This is a genomic window from Qipengyuania sp. JC766 (assembly GCF_040717445.1).
Taxonomy (GTDB): domain Bacteria; phylum Pseudomonadota; class Alphaproteobacteria; order Sphingomonadales; family Sphingomonadaceae; genus JC766.
This window is the reverse complement of the sequence record NZ_JBFEFL010000001.1, coordinates 2,022,735-2,043,061: the sequence shown is the minus strand read 5'-3', so window position 1 is coordinate 2,043,061 and position 20,327 is coordinate 2,022,735. Positions and strand designations below refer to the sequence as shown.

At 66.1% G+C, this 20,327-nt stretch carries 16 protein-coding genes; 7 read left to right on the top strand and 9 right to left on the bottom strand.

The annotated features are described in order from the left end of the window. Positions 1 to 163 precede the first annotated feature (163 nt). On the top strand, positions 164 to 2,275 hold the full coding sequence (locus AB1K63_RS09810; protein WP_366959932.1) for a TonB-dependent receptor: 2,112 nt from the start codon (positions 164 to 166) through the stop codon (positions 2,273 to 2,275). Between the two features lie 18 nt (positions 2,276 to 2,293). On the opposite strand, the gene AB1K63_RS09805 is transcribed toward AB1K63_RS09810, so the two are convergent. From AB1K63_RS09805 to putA, 4 genes are all read right to left on the bottom strand, one after another. Beyond that, entirely contained in the window at positions 2,294 to 3,475 is a 1,182-nt protein-coding gene (locus AB1K63_RS09805) for a saccharopine dehydrogenase NADP-binding domain-containing protein (RefSeq protein WP_366959930.1), read from the bottom strand. A gap of 68 nt (positions 3,476 to 3,543) precedes the next feature. Then, the gene (gene dcd, locus AB1K63_RS09800; RefSeq protein ID WP_366959929.1) at positions 3,544 to 4,098 is read right to left on the bottom strand and encodes a dCTP deaminase; all 555 of its coding nucleotides are present in this window, start codon (positions 4,096 to 4,098) and stop codon (positions 3,544 to 3,546) included. Positions 4,099 to 4,156: 58 nt separating this feature from the next. Then, positions 4,157 to 4,681 carry a hypothetical protein gene (locus AB1K63_RS09795; RefSeq protein ID WP_366959928.1) on the bottom strand — a complete coding sequence of 175 codons (525 nt, stop codon included), beginning with the start codon at positions 4,679 to 4,681 and terminating at the stop codon, positions 4,157 to 4,159. 39 nt (positions 4,682 to 4,720) lie between these two features. Then, on the bottom strand, positions 4,721 to 7,843 hold the full coding sequence (gene putA / locus AB1K63_RS09790; protein WP_366959927.1) for a bifunctional proline dehydrogenase/L-glutamate gamma-semialdehyde dehydrogenase PutA: 3,123 nt from the start codon (positions 7,841 to 7,843) through the stop codon (positions 4,721 to 4,723). A gap of 104 nt (positions 7,844 to 7,947) precedes the next feature. Between putA and AB1K63_RS09785 the strand changes: the two genes are divergently transcribed. Continuing rightward, positions 7,948 to 8,403: a MaoC family dehydratase gene (locus tag AB1K63_RS09785; protein WP_366959926.1), complete on the top strand. Its 456-nt coding sequence runs from the start codon at positions 7,948 to 7,950 to the stop codon at positions 8,401 to 8,403. Between the two features lie 26 nt (positions 8,404 to 8,429). After that, positions 8,430 to 9,026 (top strand): exopolysaccharide biosynthesis protein, encoded by a 597-nt coding sequence (locus AB1K63_RS09780; protein WP_366959925.1) that lies wholly within the window; start codon positions 8,430 to 8,432, stop codon positions 9,024 to 9,026. Here AB1K63_RS09780 and AB1K63_RS09775 read toward each other — a convergent pair. From AB1K63_RS09775 to AB1K63_RS09760, 4 genes are read right to left on the bottom strand one after another with little or no spacing between them, the layout of a single operon-like run. Next, on the bottom strand, positions 8,999 to 10,459 hold the full coding sequence (locus tag AB1K63_RS09775; RefSeq protein ID WP_366959924.1) for an efflux transporter outer membrane subunit: 1,461 nt from the start codon (positions 10,457 to 10,459) through the stop codon (positions 8,999 to 9,001). The two genes, AB1K63_RS09780 and AB1K63_RS09775, sit on opposite strands and share 28 nt — an antisense overlap. Then, positions 10,456 to 11,559, bottom strand: coding sequence for an HlyD family efflux transporter periplasmic adaptor subunit (locus tag AB1K63_RS09770; RefSeq protein WP_366959923.1), 1,104 nt, complete (start codon positions 11,557 to 11,559; stop codon positions 10,456 to 10,458). The genes AB1K63_RS09775 and AB1K63_RS09770 overlap by 4 nt, the downstream gene beginning before the upstream one ends. A 13-nt stretch (positions 11,560 to 11,572) precedes the next feature. Next, on the bottom strand, positions 11,573 to 12,298 hold the full coding sequence (locus AB1K63_RS09765; protein ID WP_366959922.1) for an ABC transporter ATP-binding protein: 726 nt from the start codon (positions 12,296 to 12,298) through the stop codon (positions 11,573 to 11,575). After that, on the bottom strand, positions 12,295 to 13,431 hold the full coding sequence (locus AB1K63_RS09760) for an ABC transporter permease (RefSeq protein WP_366959921.1): 1,137 nt from the start codon (positions 13,429 to 13,431) through the stop codon (positions 12,295 to 12,297). Before AB1K63_RS09760 ends, AB1K63_RS09765 begins: the two co-directional genes overlap by 4 nt. 97 nt (positions 13,432 to 13,528) lie before the next feature. Here AB1K63_RS09760 and AB1K63_RS09755 point away from each other — a divergent pair, with 97 nt between their 5' ends. The 4 genes from AB1K63_RS09755 to AB1K63_RS09740 all read left to right on the top strand — a co-directional run bounded on the left by AB1K63_RS09755 (position 13,529) and on the right by AB1K63_RS09740 (position 19,199). Further along, positions 13,529 to 14,167: a TetR/AcrR family transcriptional regulator gene (locus AB1K63_RS09755; protein ID WP_366959920.1), complete on the top strand. Its 639-nt coding sequence runs from the start codon at positions 13,529 to 13,531 to the stop codon at positions 14,165 to 14,167. Between the two features lie 84 nt (positions 14,168 to 14,251). Beyond that, positions 14,252 to 16,207, top strand: coding sequence for an ATP-dependent zinc metalloprotease FtsH (gene ftsH, locus AB1K63_RS09750; RefSeq protein WP_366959918.1), 1,956 nt, complete (start codon positions 14,252 to 14,254; stop codon positions 16,205 to 16,207). Between the two features lie 143 nt (positions 16,208 to 16,350). Beyond that, complete coding sequence (locus tag AB1K63_RS09745) at positions 16,351 to 18,195, top strand: hypothetical protein (protein WP_366959917.1); 1,845 nt, start codon at positions 16,351 to 16,353, stop codon at positions 18,193 to 18,195. Further along, positions 18,192 to 19,199 carry a hypothetical protein gene (locus AB1K63_RS09740; RefSeq protein ID WP_366959916.1) on the top strand — a complete coding sequence of 336 codons (1,008 nt, stop codon included), beginning with the start codon at positions 18,192 to 18,194 and terminating at the stop codon, positions 19,197 to 19,199. Before AB1K63_RS09745 ends, AB1K63_RS09740 begins: the two co-directional genes overlap by 4 nt. A 1-nt stretch (position 19,200) precedes the next feature. On the opposite strand, the gene AB1K63_RS09735 is transcribed toward AB1K63_RS09740, so the two are convergent. Next, positions 19,201 to 20,310 carry a DUF3667 domain-containing protein gene (locus tag AB1K63_RS09735; RefSeq protein WP_366959915.1) on the bottom strand — a complete coding sequence of 370 codons (1,110 nt, stop codon included), beginning with the start codon at positions 20,308 to 20,310 and terminating at the stop codon, positions 19,201 to 19,203. Positions 20,311 to 20,327: the final 17 nt, after the last annotated feature.

Sequence of the window (20,327 nt, the reverse complement as noted above, 5' to 3'; positions counted from 1 at the left end):
GCCGTTCGTCGATGTTGGAGGCACATTCGTCGTGCCTGCGATGTTAGGGGTTGCATGGCTGCCGTCGATGCGTATGGCGCGCGTTATGTTGTATCATAATTATCGCGCGCCGCTTCGTTTCGGTGCTTCGCTCCTCGCTTTCACTGCCGTCATGGCGTCTCCCGTGGCTTCGGCCCAGGATCGCACCACGGCGTCTTCCGAACAAACGGTCGAGGACGACGACCTGCACAATCGCCGGGTTGATACCTCGGGCGTCATCGTCGTGACGGCCCCCGGCGTCGACGAATTGGACGTTCTGGCGGGCAGCACCGTAGTAGAGGGCCGCGAACTGCAGCGTGAACTCGATGGCCAAATCGGCGAAGTCCTTGCCAAGCAGCCCGGCGTATCTGCGACCAGCTTCTCGCCCGGCGCATCGCGTCCCGTTCTGCGCGGCTTCGACGGGGAACGCGTGCGGGTGCTCATCGACGGGATTGGCGCGATCGACGCCTCTAACACGTCGGCCGACCATGCCGTCACCGTCGATCCGCTCACGACCGAACGCGTCGAAATCCTGCGTGGCCCCGCGGTCCTGCTCTACGGCAGCCAGGCCATCGGAGGCGCGGTCAACATCATCGACAAGCGCATCCCGCTGCGTCGCCTGAACGAGCCCTTCCATGTCGACGTGCTGGCGGAAGCCGACACGGCCCGGAACCTGCTGTCCGGCGCCGGATCGCTGGACGTGCCGCTGGGCGACATGTTCGTCTTCCACGTGGACGGATCCTATCGCAACACGGACGATATCGAGATACCCGGCTTCTCGGTCTCCGACGCGCTGCGCGCCGACCTCCTCGCCGATGCTGCCGAAGAGGAAGAGGAAGGCGAATTCGAGGAAGCGGACGAACTGCGCGAAGCGGCCAATCAGGAAGGTATACTGCCCAATAGCTATACCGAAACCTGGTCTGCCAACACCGGCCTGACGCTCTTCGCGGGCGACAGCAATCTGGGCTTTTCCTTTGGAGTGTACGACACGCTCTACGGCGTGCCCGGTCGCCCCGGCGCCGGCCATCATCACGGCGAGGAAGAGGGTGCCGAAGAAGAGGCGGGCGAGGAGGAAGGCGAAGAGCGCGTTTCGATCGACCTTCGCCAGTACCGCGCCGACTTGCGCGGCGAGCTGGACCTTGGCGACGGCTTCTTTTCGATGTTGCGCACCCGGGTCGGGTACAGCGACTATACCCACACGGAATTCGAAGGCGAGGAAGTAGGCACCGTTTTCGATGTCCAGGGTATCGAGGCACGCGCGGAGCTCGTCCAGAACACCATGGGCAATCTGGGCGGTTCCATCGGCGTCCAGTATTATTTCCGCGATTTCGAGGCGATCGGCGCCGAAGCTTTCGTACAACCGAACCGGACCGACCAGTTCTCGGTCTTCGCACTTCAGGAACTCGACCTTGGCGGCGTGCAGCTCGAAGGCGCGGCGCGGTACGAGACAGTGGACGTCGATTCCCGCACGCTCGGTATCCGGCGCGACTTCGACCTGTTCTCGGGCGCGGCGTCGCTCGTCTTCGAACCTTCGGGCGAGGACGGTATTCGCTTCGGCGTAACCGGTTCGCGCGCCGAGCGTGCGCCCAGCGGGGAAGAACTGTTCTCCAATGGACCGCATATCGCCACCCAGCAATTCGAAATCGGCGATCCCGACCTCCAGACCGAAAGTGCGTGGGGCGCGGAAGCCTTCGTGCGCGGGCGGATCGGCCCGGCCTCGCTGTCGCTGTCGGTCTTCAAGAACTGGTTCGACAACTACATCTATCTTCAGGACACGGGCGCGGAAGAGGACGATCTCCCCGTCTACCAGTTCCTGCAAGCCGATGCGGACTATTTCGGGATTGAAGGGCAGATCACCATGCCGCTGGTCGAGCAGGACGGCTTCACCCTGCTTGCCGACCTGCGCGGCGACTACGTGGAAGCCGAATTGGACGATGGCACGAACGTGCCGCGCATCCCGCCGCTGAGCCTGCTCGGCGCGCTGGAGGCCCAGACCGGTCCGGTCGATGCGCGCGTCGAAGTGCAGTATTTCGCCGAGCAGGACGAAATCGCGCCGTTCGAGACCACGACCGACGAGTTCACCTTCGTGAACGCCTCGCTCGCTTTCACTCCGATCCGCGGCGACAACACGGTTCGCATCCTGCTGAAGGCGGACAATATCTTCGACGTCGAAGGACGCCGCCATTCCAGCTTCACCAAGGACTTCGTCCCGCTGCCCGGCCGCAACTTCAAGGTCAGCGTGCTGACCAGCTTCTGACCGGGCCGATACGCCGGGCTAGCCTTCGGGTTCGAAGGTCAGCTCGGCGTGTTCGCGCAGGCGTTCGACCAGGTCCTTGCCCAGGATCGACCCCGGCGTGCCGATGCCGCCGGGGGCATCGCTTTCCAGCAGGGCCAGACCCGTTTCGCCCAGCATCCGGCTGGTCGATCCGTAGCCGGGATCGTAACGGCCTTTCACCGCATATCGGACGGTCTCGCCATCCGGATATTCGCCGATGAACAGCACGTCGTAGAAGCCGTTCTCGCGTTCTTCCTCGGTCGGGCCTTCGCCCGGCTTGGGAGGCTTGGCGCCGAACGGGTTCTTCATCATGTCGAGAGCTGCGTTGGCCGCTGCCTTCCCGGCATCGCCGGGGCTGGTCAGCATCATCTCGTCATAGCGGAAGTCTTCGCCATACGGGAAGCCGAGCAGGAAATTGGTGCGGTGCACGTTCTTGGTGTTGATCGGCGCCATGACAAACGGCGCCGCCCATTTGCCCAGCGCATCGTCGTAGGACGGGATCATGCCGTTCGGCTGGCTCGGACCTTCGAAGCCGGGCGTCAGCGCGAAAGGATTGCCGAGCACGCCGAACAGCTTCGGGTTCTTGGCCGCCGCCTTCATCGTCGCGCCAAGACTGGCTGCCGTCCCGCCGGAAAACGTGCCCTTCATGGCCCTGACGCGTCCCTTGACGCGCGGTGCCGGCTTGCCGAACTTCGATCGCGCATGGTCCTGCAGCATCAGCACGCCCAGATCGAACGGAATGGAATCGAACCCCGATGAAAAGCTGATCCGCGCGCCGCTGTCCTTCGCGGTGTCGTGCAGTTCGGCGATCTTCTCCGCCATCCATGCAGGTTCGCCGCACAGGTCGGCGTAATCGGTCCCGGTGCGCGCGCAGGCGGCGACCAGTTCGTCTCCGTAAAGCTGGTAGGGGCCGACGGTCGATATGACCACGCGGGCGCGCTTGCACATCGCCTCCATCGCTTCGCGGCTGGATGCGTCGGCCACCACGACAGGGGTGTCGGGAGAGGCGCCGACCAGCGTACGCACGTCTTCCAGCTTCGCCTGGTTGCGTCCGCCCATCGCCCATTTCGGACCGTCGCTCGCCGAACCGAAGCGCCGCACGAAATGCTCCGCCACCAGGCGCCCGGTATAGCCGGTGGCACCGTAGATGATGATATCGAACTCGCGGTCGGACGTGGTCATGGCTGCTCTCCTTTGCGGGGAGAGATGCAGGGGCGGACGGCCGGTGTCAAAGCCGTTGGGCGGTACGCCTACAACCGCGGCAGGGTGACGCCCTGCTGGCCCATGTATTTGCCCGCCCGGTCCGCGTAGGTCACTTCGGGCCGTTCGTTGCCCTGCAGGAACAGGAACTGGCAGGCGCCTTCGTTGGCGTAGATCTTCGCGGGCAGCGGGGTGGTGTTGGAAAACTCCAGCGTCACATGGCCTTCCCAGCCCGGTTCGAGCGGCGTCACGTTCACGATGATGCCGCACCGGGCGTAGGTGCTCTTGCCGAGGCAGATCACCAGCACATCTTCGGGCACCCGGAAATATTCGACCGTCCGGGCGAGCGCGAAGCTGTTGGGCGGGATGGTGCAGATGTCGGTCTGGCGGTCGACGAAGCTGGTCGCGGCGAAGTCCTTCGGATCGACCACCGCATTGTCGACATTGGTGAAGATCTTGAACTCGTCCGCCACGCGCGCGTCATAGCCGAAGCTCGACAGGCCGTAGGATATGCAGCCGTCGCGCCGCTGCGCTTCCACGAAGGGTTCGATCATGCCGCGCTGCGTGGCAGCTTCGCGAATCCAGCGGTCCGAAAGTATCGTCATGGTGCCATGTTCTCCGGACCGGTGCGTGCGGGCAAGCGGACGACGCGTCTATCCCCTGCTAGATTTCCTTGGCGTTCAGTTGCGGATTGAGGCTTGTGATGTGGTTCAGCCACTTCTTCGGCCGGCGCAGCATGTTCGACGGGTAAGTCACTTTCAGGCCGACGATCTTGGCGATGGTGCCGACGAAATGGATGCAGTTGCGCTTGTCGAGGTCGTAATAGGGCCCTGGCGCGTCACGCCACGCGACCATCGTATCGCGGATCTGGCGGTACTTGGCGTCCGACACCTCGACCGAGAAATGCCGGTTGGTGCTGCGGATCGTCTTCGGCTTCTCGATCAGGATTGTCTGCTTGACCGGGCCCCGCAACGCGTCGGTATTCGATTTGAGGGCGGAGAACCCGTAATTCTCGTCGATCCGCGTCCCGTCTTCCAGCGTGCCTTCGAGAACGACGAAGGTGTGCGGATACCGGCCCCACAGCACGCTGCCGTTGAAGCTGTGGAAGTGGACCGTGACTTCGGCCGAGGCCGCGCCCGACCAGCCGAGCGCGACCAGCGCGAGGAGAAGCGTGAGAAACCGTTGCATGACGGCGCTCTAGTCCATTTGCCCCGCCATGATAAGCCGTCAGCTCGCCAGCAAGGTGGCGTTGCCGCCGGCCGCCGTCGTGTCGATGCTGACCACGCGCTCGGTCGCGAAATGCGCGACGTAGTGCGGGCCGCCGGCCTTGGGGCCGGTGCCGGACATGCCTTCCCCGCCGAAGGGCTGGCTTTCCACGACCGCGCCGATCTGGTTGCGGTTGACGTAGAAATTGCCGACCTTCGCCCGCGCTTCCACGAATGCGCGCACGCTGTCGATGCGGCTGTGCAGCCCTAGCGTCAGGCCGTACTCGGTCGCGTTGATATCCTCGATCACGCGCTCAAGCTGGTTCGCCTTGAAGCGCGCGACGTGCAGGACCGGTCCGAAATTTTCCCGTCGCAGGTCGAGGATCGAGTCGAGTTCGATGATGGTCGGCGCGACGAAACAGCCCTTGGAAAGGTCGATCGGCAGGTCGTGCTGCCAGACGGGGCGGCCGTTCTGCTGCCGGCGGGCGACGTGGCGGTCCAGCGCGGCCTGGGCGTCGGGGTCGATGACCGGGCCGACATCGGTCTTGAACAGGGCCGGATCGCCCACATTCAGGATCTCGAACGCGCCGCGGATCATCTCCAGCATCTCGTCCGCGATATCGTCCTGCAGGTACAGCATGCGCAGCGCCGAACAGCGCTGGCCGGCGCTCTGGAAGGCGCTGGCGACCACGTCCCGCGTGACCTGCTCGGGCAGGGCGGAACTGTCGACGATCATGGCGTTCTGGCCGCCGGTTTCGGCGATAAAGGTCGCGATCGGACCTTCGCGCGCCGCCAGCCCGCGATTGATCGCCTGCGCCGTCGCGGTCGAACCGGTGAAGGCTACGCCCGCAACCCGCGGGTCGGACGTGATCATCTGCCCGACCTCGCCCGCACCGGGCAGGATCTGGAACGCTTCTTCGGGAATGCCGGCCTCGTGGCACAGGCGCACCGCCAGGGCCGCGATCAGCGGGGTCTGCTCGGCGGGCTTGGCGATGACCGTATTGCCCGCGGCCAGCGCCGCAGCGGCCGGACCGATGAAGATCGCCAGCGGGAAGTTCCACGGGCTGATGGTCGCGAACACGCCCCTTCCATGCAGGGACAGCCGGTTCTCCTCGCCCGTCGGTCCGGGCAGCATTATCGGACCCGAGAACTGTCGCCGCGCTTCGCCGGCGTAGAAGCGCAGGAAGTCCACCGCCTCGCGCAGTTCCAGGATCGCGTCGAGCAGCGTTTTGCCCGCCTCGCGCTGGCACAGCGACAGGAAATCGTCGGTATGCTCCTCGAATAGGTCGGCTGCCGCTTCCAGCAGCAGGGCGCGCTTCTCCCCTCCCAGCCGATCCCAGCCGGGCTGGATTTCGGCCGCCTGCGTGATTGCCGCCTCGACTTCTTCCTGGGTCGCGTCACGGCGCAGGCCGACTTCGTGGGTCAGGTCCTGCGGGCTGGTGATCGGGGCGATTTCCCCGCTCGTGGGCGCCTTGAAAGTGGGCGATGCATCCCACCGCTTGGACGTCAGGGCTTCCAGCCGCTTCAGCAGCGGTTCGCGCACCAGCGGATCGGAAATGTCGATCCCCGCGCTGTTCCTGCGGTTCGGGAAGATATCCTTGGGCAGCGGAATGTTCGGATTGCGCTTGGGCTCCAGTGCGGCCAGTTCGGCCACGGGATCGGTCGCCAGTTCCGCCGCGGGAAGGTCCGCGTCGGCCATCCGGTTGACGAAGCTGCTGTTGGCGCCGTTCTCCAGCAGACGGCGGACGAGATAGGCGAGGAGGTCCTTGTGACCGCCGACGGGGGCGTAGATACGCACCGGCGTTGTGTCGTTGCGCTCGATCTCGGACAGCGCGCCATAGACATCCTCCCCCATGCCGTGCAGCCGCTGGAATTCGTAAGGCCCGTCGAACTGGCGGTCGGCGGCCAGCGTCTTGATCGCGGCAATGGTATAGGCGTTGTGCGTGGCGAAGGCGGGATAGATCGCGTCGGGCGCTTCCAGCAGCTTCGCGGAGCAGGCGAGATAGGACACGTCGGTCGCGATCTTGCGGGAAAAGACCGGGAAATCGGTGAAGCCGCCAACCTGGCTGAGCTTGATCTCCGTGTCCCAGTACGCGCCCTTGACCAGCCGGACCATGAAGCGCCGGTCGTGGCGGCGGGCCAACTTCGCGATCCATTCGCACAGCGGCACGCCGCGCTTCTGGTACGCCTGGATCGCCATGCCGAACCCGCTCCAGCCGCCTTCGAACAGCGAATTGTCCGCCGCGATTTCCTCAATGATGTCGAGCGAGAGTTCGAGCCGCTCGGCTTCCTCGGCATCGATGGTGAAGTGGATGTTCGCCGCCGCGGCCTTGCCCGCCAAGTCGCGGACGATGGGGACGAGGAACTTGATGGCGGATTCGGCGTGGTAGATGTCGTATTTCGGATAGAGCGCGGACAGCTTCACCGAAATGCCGGGGGACGTGGCGATCGTGCCCTCGGCCTCGCGCGCCAGCCGGTCGATCGCGTTCGAATAGGCCACGCGGTACCGCTCCGCATCGGCCATCGTCATCGCCGCTTCGCCCAGCATGTCGAAGCTGTGGGTCCACCCTTCGCGCCGCTCGGGTGCGGCGCGCTTCAGCGCCTCTTCCATGTTGCGGCCGAAGACGAACTGGCCGCCCAGGATGCGCATAGCCCGCGTGGTGGCCTGCCGGATTACCGGCTCGCCCAGCCGGTTCATCGTCTTCTGGAAGGTCCGGCGCATGCCGCGCTGGTGTTCCTCGGGCCGCTCCAGCACCTCGCCCGTCAGCATGAGCGAGAAGGTGGCCGCGTTGACGAAGGTCGAACTGCTCTCGCCCAGATGCTCGCCCCAGTCGATCGCGCCGATCTTGTCGCGGATGAGCGCGTCGGCGGTCGCCCCGTCCGGCACGCGCAATAGCGCTTCGGCCACGCACATGAGGGCGATGCCTTCTTCGGTATCCAGCCCGTACTGGTGCAGGAAGGCGTCGATCCCGCTCGCCTTTTCGGCGCGTGCGCCTTCGACCAGCTTGACGGCCAGGCCTTCGGTCTCGGGATGGATCTTGGAAAAGACGCTCGCCTGTTTCAGTCGCGTCTCGACGCAGGCCTGCTCTTCCTCGCGGTAGGCGCGGCGAATGGCTGAACGGTCGAGCGAAACGGGATGGGTCATTGAGCCTCTTGGGGGGATTCGGGGGTGCGGTATCGCGGGGAACGATCTGGACCCCGCGCGCCTCCCATGCAACCTTTGTGAAAATTCCCTATCAGGAGCATGACATGGCCGGCAGGTATTTCGACGAATGGCAGGTGGGCGACCGGATCGAGCACGATATCCGCCGGACGGTGACCGAAACCGACAATCTCCTGTTCACGACCATGACCCACAACCCGCAGCCCCTGCACCTGGACGCGGAAGCGGCTAAGGCGAGCGAGTTCGGCCGGATCCTCGTCAACGGCACCTTCACCTTCTCGCTGATGGTGGGCCTCTCGGTCGGCGACACGACGCTCGGCACGCTGGTCGCCAATCTGGGCTACGACAAGCTGGTCATGCCCAAGCCCGTTTTCCTGGGCGATACCCTGCGCGCGACCAGCGAAGTCACCGAACTGCGCGAATCCCGTTCGCGGCCCGAAGCCGGCATCGTCACCTTCACCCACGAGGCGCTGAACCAGCGCGACGAGGTGGTGTGCCGGTGCCTTCGCAGCGCTCTGCTGAAACGATCGCCTGCCGCATAGCCGACTCCGGGCAAGGACCGCACGCATTGGATCACGATCCGGAAAACCTGGAAGACGTCCTGGAAGGGCTGGAGCATCTGGCCGAGACCAGGGACCGCGTCAGTGTCGCGGACGTGCTCGATGAATTCGGATCGCGCAGTTACGGCCCCTTCCTCGTGCTGCTGCCGCTGATCGAGCTGAGCCCGGCCGGCGCAATTCCCGGCGTTCCCACGGTCATTGCCGCCATCATCGCGCTGATCGCGGTCCAGATCGCGTTGGGGAAGGACCACGTCTGGCTCCCGCAATTCGTCCAGAAGCGCACGGTGAAGAGCGACACGATTACCGCGATCACCGACAAGGCGGACCGCTATGCCGAGCGGATCGACACCGTCTTCCACAAGCGGCTGGAATGGCTGACCGGACGCTTCTCGGTCCGCATGCAGGCGCTGGCGATCATCGTCCTGTGCGCCATGGTCCCGCCGCTGGAAGTCATACCCTTCGCCAGTTCCGCGCCGATGATGGCGATCGCCGCCTTCGGACTTGCCATGCTGGTGCGTGACGGCCTGCTGACCGTCTTGGCCGGAGCGCTGGCGACCGGTTCCATCGCCGTGCTCGCCTATTCGCTGATGGGCGGAGGGGGCTGACCCGATCCGGGCGCCCCGGCGCGGCCGGCATCGCCACCGCCCAGCGCCTGCCACAGGAGGATGCGCGCGCGCAGCGCCCGACCTCTGGCAGCGGCGGCCCGCTCTCCTGAAGTGTCCGCGGACCGGCGCGCTTCCAGCACTTCGAGGAAATTGCTGAGGCCTGCGCGAAAGCGCGTGTCGGCAAGGTTCGCGGCTCTTTCGGCACTGGCGGCTTCCCGCGTGGCGGCGGCCAGTTCCCTGTCGGCGGCGGCGACCAGGCCGTAGCCTGTCTCCGCATCGCCCAGAGCGGTGAAGACCGCGTTCCTGTACGCCTGGAAGGACGCCCGCTTGTCCGCGGCGGCGCCATCGATTTCCGCCTCGATCCGCCCGAAATCGAGGATCGGCGCCAGCAAGCCCGCGCCCGCCGAGCCCACGACCGCATCCTCGTCGAACAGTCCGCCCAGATCGAAGGAGAGCAGGCCCAGCACCGCGCTCAGGCTGAATTGCGGGAAGCGTTGCGCCGCGGTGGCATAGAGGTCCGCATCGCTGGCCGCGAGACGGGCCGCGGCGGCCTGCACGTCGGGCCGGCGCGAAAGCAGTTCCGACGGCAGGCTCGCCGGAGGTGCCGGGAGGGTGGTTTCCGGGACGGGCTCGTCCAGCGCATCCAGCACCGTCTGCGCCGGTTGGCCGGTCAGCGTCACCAGCCGTCCGATCAGACGCGCCCGTTCGCTTTCGAGCGCTTCAATGCGCGTCAGGCTCGCCTCGGCCGCGCTTTCGGCCCGGACGCGGTCGAAACCGGGCGCGATCCCGGCCCGCTCGCGGCTGAGGGACAGCTCGACCAGCCGCTGCGCCGCTGCAAGGTCGGACCGCAGCGCGGCCTCGCGCTGGTCCAGAGTGCGACAGTCGACCACCGCGGCGGCGATCTCGGACAGCAGCGCGACCCGCACTGCGGCCGCCTCCGCACCAGCGGCATCGACGCGCGCCGATGCTGCCCTTTCCCGGGCCCGAAGCCTGCCGAACAGGTCCGGATCCCAGCTCGCCGTCAGGTTCGCCGCGTAGGCGACGCGCTCAGTATCGAAGGCGATGCCCGGCGGCAGGGCCGCCCCGAACTGGTTCGGATTGGTCCGTTGCCCCGTCACGGACGCCTCTGCACCGACCGAAGGCAACCAGTTCGCCCCGGCCCGGTCGGCCGCCGCCCGCGCCGCATCGATCCGCGCCACCGCCTCCGCCAGCCGCGGCCCCTCGGCAAGCGCCACATGGGAGAGAATGGCGAAAGCGGGATCGCTCGTGGGCAGCAGCGCATCCAGTGTCGCCTGTGCTGAAGGGTCGACGGCGAGCGCGAAATCGCCCGGCAGGTCCGGCGGCGCGGTGTCGATCCGCGGCGGTGGCCCCGCGACGCAGCCGGCAAGCGCAAGGCTTGCCGCCAGGGCAATGACAGAAGACCGGCGCATCATTCCTCTCCGCGCTCACTGGTCTGCTGGCTGGTCCGGCTCCCGGCGCGCGCGGGGATGAAGGCGTCGATCTGCTGCCCGACCCGGAACAGGCCGTCGCTCTCCGGCAGCTCGTAGAGGACCTGCAACACGCGTACGTCGACTCGCTCCGACGCGCTGTTGGTCAGCGATCGCTTCGGCGTGACGAGTGGTTCCGCGCGAACGAAGCGGGCGCGCACCTGCCGGTCCGCGCCCCCGCGGGGGCTCACGATCGCCGGCTTGCCGAGTTCGACCCGGCCCGCCTCGTTCTCGTCGATATCGACCCGCACGTAGAGAGGGCGGGTTTCGCCCATCTGGATGAACGGCGTCGTGTTGCCACCGGCCCCGCCGGTAGAGACGAACTCCCCGGGCCGGATATTGACGGCGAGGATCTGCCCCGACATCGGCGCGCGCACGGTGGAGCGGCCGATTTCCGTTTCGGTCGAGCCGGCCTGTGCCCTTGCGCTCGCGACACGCTGGCGGGCCTGCGCGAGACGTGCGTGGGCCTGACCGAGCCGCGTTTCCGCCAGCTGCCGCCGTTCGCGCGCGGTCGCGGCCTCGCCCTCGGCCCGGATCACTTCGGCGCGGCTGACCGCTGCGGGATCGTCTATATCCCGGTAGAGCGCCAGTTGCCGCGCCGCTGTCGCTTCCGCCGCGCGCGCCTCGGCGATCGCCGCCTGCGCCTCGCGCACTGCGGCCTCCGCCTCGCCAACGGCGGCCTGCGCTTCGCCGATCTGGGAGCGGGTCTCCGCCGCGCGTGCTTGCAGCGCCCTCGTATCGACCACGAACAGCGGCTGTCCCTGCTCCACGAAGTCGCCCGGTCGGACGAGAAGGTCGGTCACCAGCCCCGGCAGTGCGGTGCCGATATCGATGATCTCGCTCGACGGTTCGACCACCCCGGCACCCGCCACGCGTGCACCGTCCGCCAGCGTCCCGGTGGCGCGCGGCGGCTCGTTCTCCGGTTGCGTGATCTCGCGTTCGGGCAGGCCCGACACCACGAAGACGGCGGCGAACACCAGTCCCAACACCGCGATGACCGGGAGGACCCGGCGGGAGAAACTGACATTGTCGGGCAAAAGTCCCATGGCAAGCGAGCTCCTAGGCGTCTTCGTGGTCCGGCATTTCCGTGCCGTCGTGAGTGATGTGGCCGTCTTCCAGCACCAGTATCCGGTCCGCGAGGTCGAAGACCCGATTGTCGTGCGTCACGATGATGCAGGCCCGGTCTTCGGCCACGGCGACTTCGCGCAGCAGGTCCATCACCCTGCGCCCGGATTTGGCATCGAGTGCGGCCGTGGGTTCGTCGCAGACGACAAGGCGCGGTTCGTGGACCAATGCGCGCGCGATGGCGACGCGCTGCTGCTGGCCGCCGGAAAGCTGGCTGGGGAGCTTCTTCGCCTGGTCCGCGATATTGAGCCGCTCCAGCATGGCCGTCGCCCGTTCGGTCGCCTCCGCGCGTTCCACCCCCTGCGCGATCAGCGGCACGGCCGCATTCGATGCGGCATCGATGGCGGGGATCAGATTGTACTGCTGAAAGATGAAGCCGATATTGTTCAGCCGGAAGCGGACGAGGTCGTCGTCCGACAGGTCGTAGATATCGGTGCCGAAGATGCGCACGTCGCCTTCGGTCGGCCACAATATGCCGCACATGATGGAAATCAGCGTCGTCTTGCCCGAACCGCTTTCGCCGACGAGATAGGTAAGCTCTCCCGCCTTTACCTGCAGGTCGATGCCGTGCAGCACCGTGATGATCTGCTGTCCCGCGGTGAAGTCGCGCGTAACGCCGCGCGTTTCGATCGCGGGCTGGCCGGTCGGTTCCTGCGTCATCGGAACACCGCCGCCGGTTCGGTCTTCATGACGTTTCGCAGCGCGAGCCATCCGGTTATGCCGATGATCAACACCATTGCCACGAACGAGATGATCGGGACCTGCCAGGGGATATAGAACCCCTTGAAGGTGGGGACGCCAGAATTGGCGACGATGAACCCGATGGTCCCCAGCACCCCGAGCGAATAGCCCACGAGGCCGACGAGCGCGGCCTGCGCCGCGACCATGCCGCGGATCTTGCCGTTGGTGACGCCGATCGCCTTCAGGGCACCGAACTGCCGGATGTTGTCTCGTATGAAGAGGCTGAAAGTCAGCCCCACGATCGCGACGCCGACGATGAATCCCAAAGCTACGGTAATCCCGAAATTGAGTGGTATCCCGGTGTTCTCGATGATGAAGTCGATGCCGTCCTGCGCGAACTCGTCGCGCGTGCGCGCCCGCAACCCGGTCCGCTCCTCGATCCGCTGGGCGAGCGCTTCCGGGGTCAGGCCGTCCGACGGAGCCGCCAGGACGAAGCTCATCCTGTTGCGCGTGCCGGGCACGTATCGCAGGGCCTGGCTGTATTTCGTATAGAGGGTGACCTGGCTGGTGAAGCTGGGAATGGAGTCCGCGATACCCCGGATGACGGCGCGCTGGTCGTTCAGTTCGAGCCGCTGGCCGATCGGATCGACGCCTTCAGCGAACATGTTGGTCGTGCCGACATCGTCGATGATGACCGAGTCGGGCTGGGCCAGCACATTCTCGTCGCCTTCTGCCATCCGGGCGGGCAAGCCGATCAGTGTCGCGTCGTCCACGCCGATGACGGAGACGCCTTCCAGGTCGCCCTCGGACGTGCGCACCGATGCGCTGGCGCGGATATGGGGTACGGCCCATTCGACGCCCGGTACGCCGCGCACCCTGTCCAGCGCGGTGGAGGGCATGGGATAAGCCACCTCCGTGGTCCGGCTGACCGGATCCATCACCCAGACCTGGGCATCGGAGACGTTGTAAACGCCGCTCGCCCCGCGCTCGAGCAGGTTCACGAAGATCGTCAGCTGCTGCGTGATGAGGAGGGTGGAAAAGGCGATTCCGAACAGCAGGCCGTAGAACTTCTGCTTGTCGCCGGTCAGCATTCGGATCGCGATCCAAAGCATTGTTTCGCCTAGCCTCGTTTGCGGGCGAACGCTTGCCAAGCGCCGCCGACTTGCGCATAAGTGAACGATGTCGTTCAAATGAACGGGAGCGTTCAGATTGTCAATATCCGAAAACCGTCGTGGCGGCCGGACGATCGATGCCGAAAAGCGGTCGGCCATCCTGGCGGCGGCCACCCAGTCGTTTTTCTTGCATGGATTCGCCGGCAGTTCGATCGAGGCGATCGCGGCGGAAGCCGGCGTTTCGAAGGTCACGATCTACAACCAGTTCGGTGACAAGGACGGCCTTTTCACCGCGGCGGTCGAGCGGGAGTGCGACCGGATGCGCGGCGCATTCGATATCGACGGCGAAACCGGCGGAACGCTGCGCGAGAGGTTGACGGCGATCGGGGAGGCCATGGCGGCTTTCCTTTCGCGGCCCAAGATGATCCAGTTCGAGCGCCGGATCGCCGCCGAAACCGAGCGGGATCCGGCCATCGGCGCGACGTTCCTCGCAGCCGGTCCCCACAAGATGAAGGCCGCGTTTGCCGCGTTTCTGAAAGCGAAGAACGAGGCGGGCGAAGTCAGAATCGAGGATGCGGACCTTGCGGCGGAGCAGTTCGTCGCGATGTGCAAGGGGATGGGCGACCTGGAACGGCGCTTCGGCGCGCCGATCGATCCGGAGCGCGACAGGGACCGGATTACCGGCGCGGTCGAAGTGTTCTGTCGCTCCTACGCGGTCGATGGCTGCGATCGATAAATTCGCTTCTCGCGCAACCCCGGCGTCAACTTGCCATTCACCCGGCCGCCCTTACATTGACGGGCTGAAAGGACTTGCCGAGAAATGAGCGACGAAAACGAACCGCAGGGTCCGAACCCCTGGCTGAAGAGCCTGATGATCTGGGGCGGCATTTTCGTGGCGCTCGTCCTGTTGGTGACGATGTTCTCCAATGGAGGGCAGGGCGCGGCCGAGGAAGTCACTTATTCCAAGTTCCGGTCGGACGTTGCGGCCGGTTCGGTCGAAGAGGTCAAGATCGGGCCGGAGCGCATTACCGGCACTCTCAAGAATGGAGAGGCTTTCTCGACCGTTCCGGTACAGGGCGACTCCGACCTGCCCAAGCTTCTCGAGGAGCAGGGCGTGCAGTATTCGGGCGCGCCGATGGAGCGGATGAACCCGCTGCTCCTTATCCTGATCCAGTCGCTGCCTTTCATCCTGATCCTCGGGATCGCGTTCTTCGCCCTTCGCCAGGTCCAGAAGGGCGGCGGTGCTGGCGGCGCGATGGGCTTCGGCAAGTCCAAGGCTAAGATGCTGACCGAACGCCAGGGCCGGGTCACCTTCGACGACGTCGCGGGCATCGACGAAGCGCGCGAGGAACTGGAAGAGATCGTTGAGTTCCTGAAGGACCCGTCGCGTTTCTCCAAGCTCGGTGGACAGATTCCCAAGGGCGCGCTGCTGGTCGGTTCGCCCGGTACCGGCAAGACCCTGCTCGCCCGCGCTATCGCGGGGGAAGCGGGCGTGCCGTTCTTCACCATTTCCGGCTCCGACTTCGTCGAAATGTTCGTCGGTGTCGGTGCAAGCCGTGTGCGCGACATGTTCGAACAGGCCAAGAAGAACGCGCCCTGCATCGTCTTCATCGACGAAATCGACGCGGTCGGCCGGTCGCGCGGTCACGGCCTCGGCAACTCGAACGACGAGCGCGAGCAGACGCTGAACCAGCTGCTGGTCGAGATGGACGGGTTCGAGGCCAATGAAGGCATCATCATCATCGCCGCCACCAACCGGCCCGACGTGCTCGACCCGGCGCTGCTGCGGCCCGGCCGCTTCGACCGCCAGGTCGTCGTGCCGATCCCCGACATCGACGGGCGCGAGAAGATCCTGGGCGTTCACATGAAGAAGGTGCCGCTGGCGCCCGACGTGAACAGCCGCACGATCGCGCGCGGAACCCCCGGATTTTCCGGTGCCGATCTCGCCAACCTGGTGAACGAGGCTGCGTTGCTGGCCGCGCGGCGGAACAAGCGCCTCGTCGCGATGCAGGAATTCGAGGACGCCAAGGACAAAGTCATGATGGGCAGCGAACGCCGCTCGATGGTCATGACCGACGACGAGAAGAAGATGACCGCCTATCACGAAGCCGGTCACGCCCTCGTCAGCCTGAACGAGCCGGCATCCGATCCCATCCACAAGGCCACAATCATCCCGCGCGGTCGTGCGCTCGGCATGGTGATGCGCCTGCCGGAGCGGGACAATTACAGCTACCACCGGGACAAGATGCACGCGAACCTCGCGGTGGCGATGGGCGGCCGTGTCGCCGAAGAGATCATCTTCGGATATGACAAGGTAAGCTCGGGCGCGTCTTCGGACATCCAGTACGCCACCGATCTGGCCCGCAACATGGTCACCAAGTGGGGCATGTCCGACAAGCTCGGCCCGCTACAGTATGAAGCGAGCCAAGAAGGCTATCTCGGCATGGGGCAAACCCAGCGCACGATGGCCGGGGCCGAAACCAACAAGCTGATCGACCAGGAGATCAAGAAGTTGGTCGAGGATGCCCATACCCGCGCGCGGGAAGTCCTGAAGGAGCAGGAGGACAAGCTGCACCTGCTCGCCCAGGCGATGCTGGAATACGAGACGCTCACGGGCGAGGAAATCGATCAGCTGATGGCCGACGGCAAGCTTAACCGGCCCGACCAGCCTTCCGGTCCGGGCACGGTGCGCCCGGTAGCCGGGTCCGCGATCCCGAAAGCCGGCAAGCGCTTCGGCGGCTCCGGCGAAGGCGGAACCGCCCCGCAAGGCGCCTGATCGTCCACCGGGGCTGAGCGCCTCCCGAATTCTGATCCAAAATTCCCTCCGTTCGCGCCTTACGGTGCGAACGGAGGGTTTTCTTTTTGGCCGGGTCCGGTTTCCGATCGATTGCGATACTGCTGACGGCGCTCTGCGCGCTTGTGCTGGGACCGCCCGCACTGGCGCAGGCCCAGTCGCGGCAGGCCGCAGCCTATGTCTACAAGTCGGAGCAGACCTTGCGCGCCTATCGGCGGCAGACCGATGCCCAGCTGCTCGAACTGCGCCGCCAGATCAGCAATCGCGAAGCCCAGATCAGGCGGCTGAACTCCGACGTCCGCAAGAGCTCGGGTCAGGCGGGGCAGTTGCGGGCGCAGCTGGACCGGTTGCAGGACGAAAACGCCGCGCAGCAGGAAGAATTCACTACCCGTCTGGCATCGCTGGAGCAGCAATACGCCGCGCAGCACCGCCGCTTGCTCGACAATGCGGCCCAGCTTTCCGCAACCGAGGAAGGTCAGGAAGTCCTGCGGCTCTTCAACGAGGGCTCGCCATCGGCCTGGGCGCGGGCGAAGGCCATGCTGGAAGACCGCAAACTCAGCCGGCGGGAACGGTTCGCGGCCGAGGCGCGTGCTGAGGCGGCGCTCTATTACGAGAAGGTCGATGACGGGCAGGAGACGCTCGCGACGGTCATCACGCTTTACGAGGAAGTGGTCGATTTCGACGACACCCGGTCCGGCGACTGGCTGATGCTGGCCGAGCTCTACCTGCGTACGCTTCGCCTGCAGGATTCCTACGAAGCGGCGGCCCGGGCACTGGAGCTTGGTGAGACCGACCTCGAGTTGGCTGTCGCCGCGATGACGATCGGGCGCACCGCGATCCTGACCGACGATCAGGACTTCGCCCGGCGCGCATTCGCCACCGCTGTCGATGCCGCGAGGCGGATGCACGATCAGGCCGACGGGGATCAGGGAACCCTGCTGCTCCTGCAGGATGCCTTGATCGCGCAGGGGCAGGCCGCCGTCGCGGCGGGCGATCGCGAGACGGGACTGGCGTTGCTGCAGGAAGCGCGCGCTCTTCTGGACCGGGCGCTCGCCGATGCACCCGGCGAAGGGGCGCTCCGGCAGGCCCGCGCCGCGGTTTACACGGCGCTGGGCAGTTCCCTCGACCCGGAAACCGAGGCGATCGGGGCCGCGGCCTTCCTCGAAAATGCCTTGGCCGAGCTCGACACCCTTGCTGCGAAATTCCCGGATTCGCTTGCGCTCAAGGGTATCCGGTGGAGCGCGCTGTCGGCCCGTGCGGAGCTATACCGGCACGGTGGAGCGTTTGCGCCTGCGGACGCGTTCGTTGCGAAGCTTGTCCCGCTGGCAGAAGAGATCGTCGCCGCGGACGAGCTGGGCGTAGCGGCCTGCCGCGAGGAGCAGGACGTCTTCGAACCGGCCGAGAGCGGCAGTTGCAACCCGAACGGCATCGCGCGCCTCGCGCTCGCACGCTCGCATCTGCTGGCCGGCGGCGCCGCGGTGCGGGCGGGGGACCTCGATGCGGCGCGCAACCATTTCGGCCAGGCCGCGATCAAGGCGAGCGCCATCGGCCGCGATTTCCCGCAAGTGGACGAGGTCCACGTCATCGGTTTCCGCGCGATGATCGCCTTTGGCGAAGTGGAGGGAAAGCGCGGAAATGCGCAGAGCAAGGTGATGGGATACACGCTGGCGCTGGAGACGGCGCAGGCGGTGATCGAGGACGCGGCGGCGTCGGGCGAGGGGCACACGTCGGACCTGCCGCAATGGTGGGCTGCGCGGGGCGAGGCGCTTGCGAAACTGGCGGAATCCGGGGCCGAAGGGCATGGCTGGGAGCAGGTTCGCGACAATTTCGACCGGATGGATTCGCTGGGTTTCGCAGCGGCGATCGACCGCGCGCTGCAGTCCCGGGCCGAGGCGGAGGCGGAAAATAGTGTATCGGAAAGTGCGACTGAAGCGCTCGATCAGGTTCCGGAACAGGAGCCAGACACATGATACTTGCCTTGTCCATGCCGGCCGATGCCGCCCGGGTCGAATTGATCGTGGACGAGATGATCGAGGCCGGGCTCGACGTCTACTGGGACCGGGCCGAACCCGGTTCGCCGCAATGGCTGGAGACCGGCGTGCGGGCGGCGGAGGCTCGGGCGATCGTCTTCTTCTTCGGCGCGGCCGCGCTGTCCGGATCGGACGAGGCCGTCGCCTTTCATGCCATCGCCAGGGACGGTTGCCTCGCCAACAAGGGTATCGCGGTCGAACTCGATCGCGGCTCGGTCCCGGCGGATATCGACTGCACCGTCTACGACCTCAGCGGCTGGCGGTCGCATCCCAGCGGGTGGCGCCGACGGCTGATCGGCGACAGCTACACGCGGGACGTGATCGCGGCCGCGCGCTACAAGGCGGCCGGGCGCGATCCGATGGCCCCGAGCGCGCCGCGCAAGCTGCTGATGCGCCAGCTCGCAGTGGTCTTTTCCGCGCTGGCGCTGCCCGTCATCGGCTTCCTCACCTTCACCGAAAGCATGATCGCGCTCTACCAGGGGCTGGGCTTTGCCGACATGGCCTCGGCGCAGGAGCAGGCCGCATGGGATGGGCGGGAGCCGGGCAGTTGCAAGGACCTGCGCCTGTTCCTCTCGCGCCATCCCGAAGGCGCTTACGCCAACGAGGCGCGCGCATTGCTCGACGGGCGCAGCGTGGAAGAGCGGGAGACGTTTTCGCCGACCTCGCAGACGCTCCCGCTCTATGCCGGGATCGGCGATGCGCGTCCGCTGGCGGGGCGTCCCGCGGCGCAGGCCGATGCGCAGGCCCGCGCGCTGGAAGAGGCGGAGCGGGTTTGCGGCGGCCTTGTGGAGACGGTCGGCGGGCAGGGGCTGGAAGCGCGCACACAAGGCCTCTCCTACGAATGCAGCACGATCGGCAGCGGGACCGTGTGCGCCGCCGACGGGCAGGCCCTGTGCAGTTTCGAGGAAGTCGTGCCGCGGCAGGTCGAGCGCTGCGGCGCGTGACCTAGAACGCGCCCAGCACCACCAGGATCTGCACGAACAACAGCACGATCACGAGGATGAAGAACAGCAGCATCAGGAAGCGCCAGACGGTGGAGAAGCGCGACAGGCCGTAACTGTGCTTCAGGTGCTTGTAGAGATGCGCCGATCCGACCGTGGTCAGTATCGTGAAGCTCCAGATACTCGCCAGCCCGAGCGTCCCCAGTATCGAGACCGCGACGAACAGCAGCGACATGAAGGACAGCGAATAGGTCACGAAGACCGCGTGGTCGTAGGCGCGGAAGCGCCGCTTCCACGCGAACAGCAACCAGACGAAGGGGATCGACAGCGGGATCAGCAGCCAGCTGAACTTGTAGCTGTTCGCCTGCAGCTTGTAGAGCATCAGCCCCGGGTTCTCGCGCCACTTGGTGTTGAGCTTGTCGAGAAAGCCGACGCCCGTGTCGCCGGTGGGAGTGAACCCGCCGCCGGTGTTGCCATTACCCGATCCGTCCAGCATCCCCTGGATGAAGGGATTGGAAGTCGCCGCGCGCGCCGCGTCCAGCTCGGCTGCCATCTGCGTGCGCTGTTCCGTCAGGCGGTCGCGCCGCTCCGCGCTCGTATCCGGGTCGGCCAGATCGGCATCCAGTCCGGCCAGCCTTTCTTCCATCTCGCCGATGTCTTCCGCGATGGCCGAACCGATCTGCTCGCGCGAAGGGCCGTTCAGCGTGGTCGGCGTGGTGAAACCGATCGCCTGGAACACGGCGAACATCAGGAAGATGGAAAACAGGAAAAGCGCCATTGGCGACACGAAGCGGCGCCGCTCCCCCTCGATATAGCGGCGCGTCAGTTCCCCGGGCTTGCGCAGCAGCATCGGCAGCGTGGTCCAGATCCGGCCCTCGAAATGAAGCGCGCCATGCAGGAGATCGTGCAGGAAGGCACCGATGGTCCGGTGCAAGTGCGCCTGCTGCCCGCAGGCATGGCAATGGCTGCCGACCAGCGCAGTCCCGCAATTGAGGCAGTTCCCTTCCGCGAAATGCCCCGTGCCGTCGGGGCGGGAGCCGGCGGGGCCATCGACAGCGCGCGCATACAGTCCGCCTTCCGCGGCCGTGCCCAACGCATCCGGCAGATCGTTCATTCCCCCGTCTCCTCCAC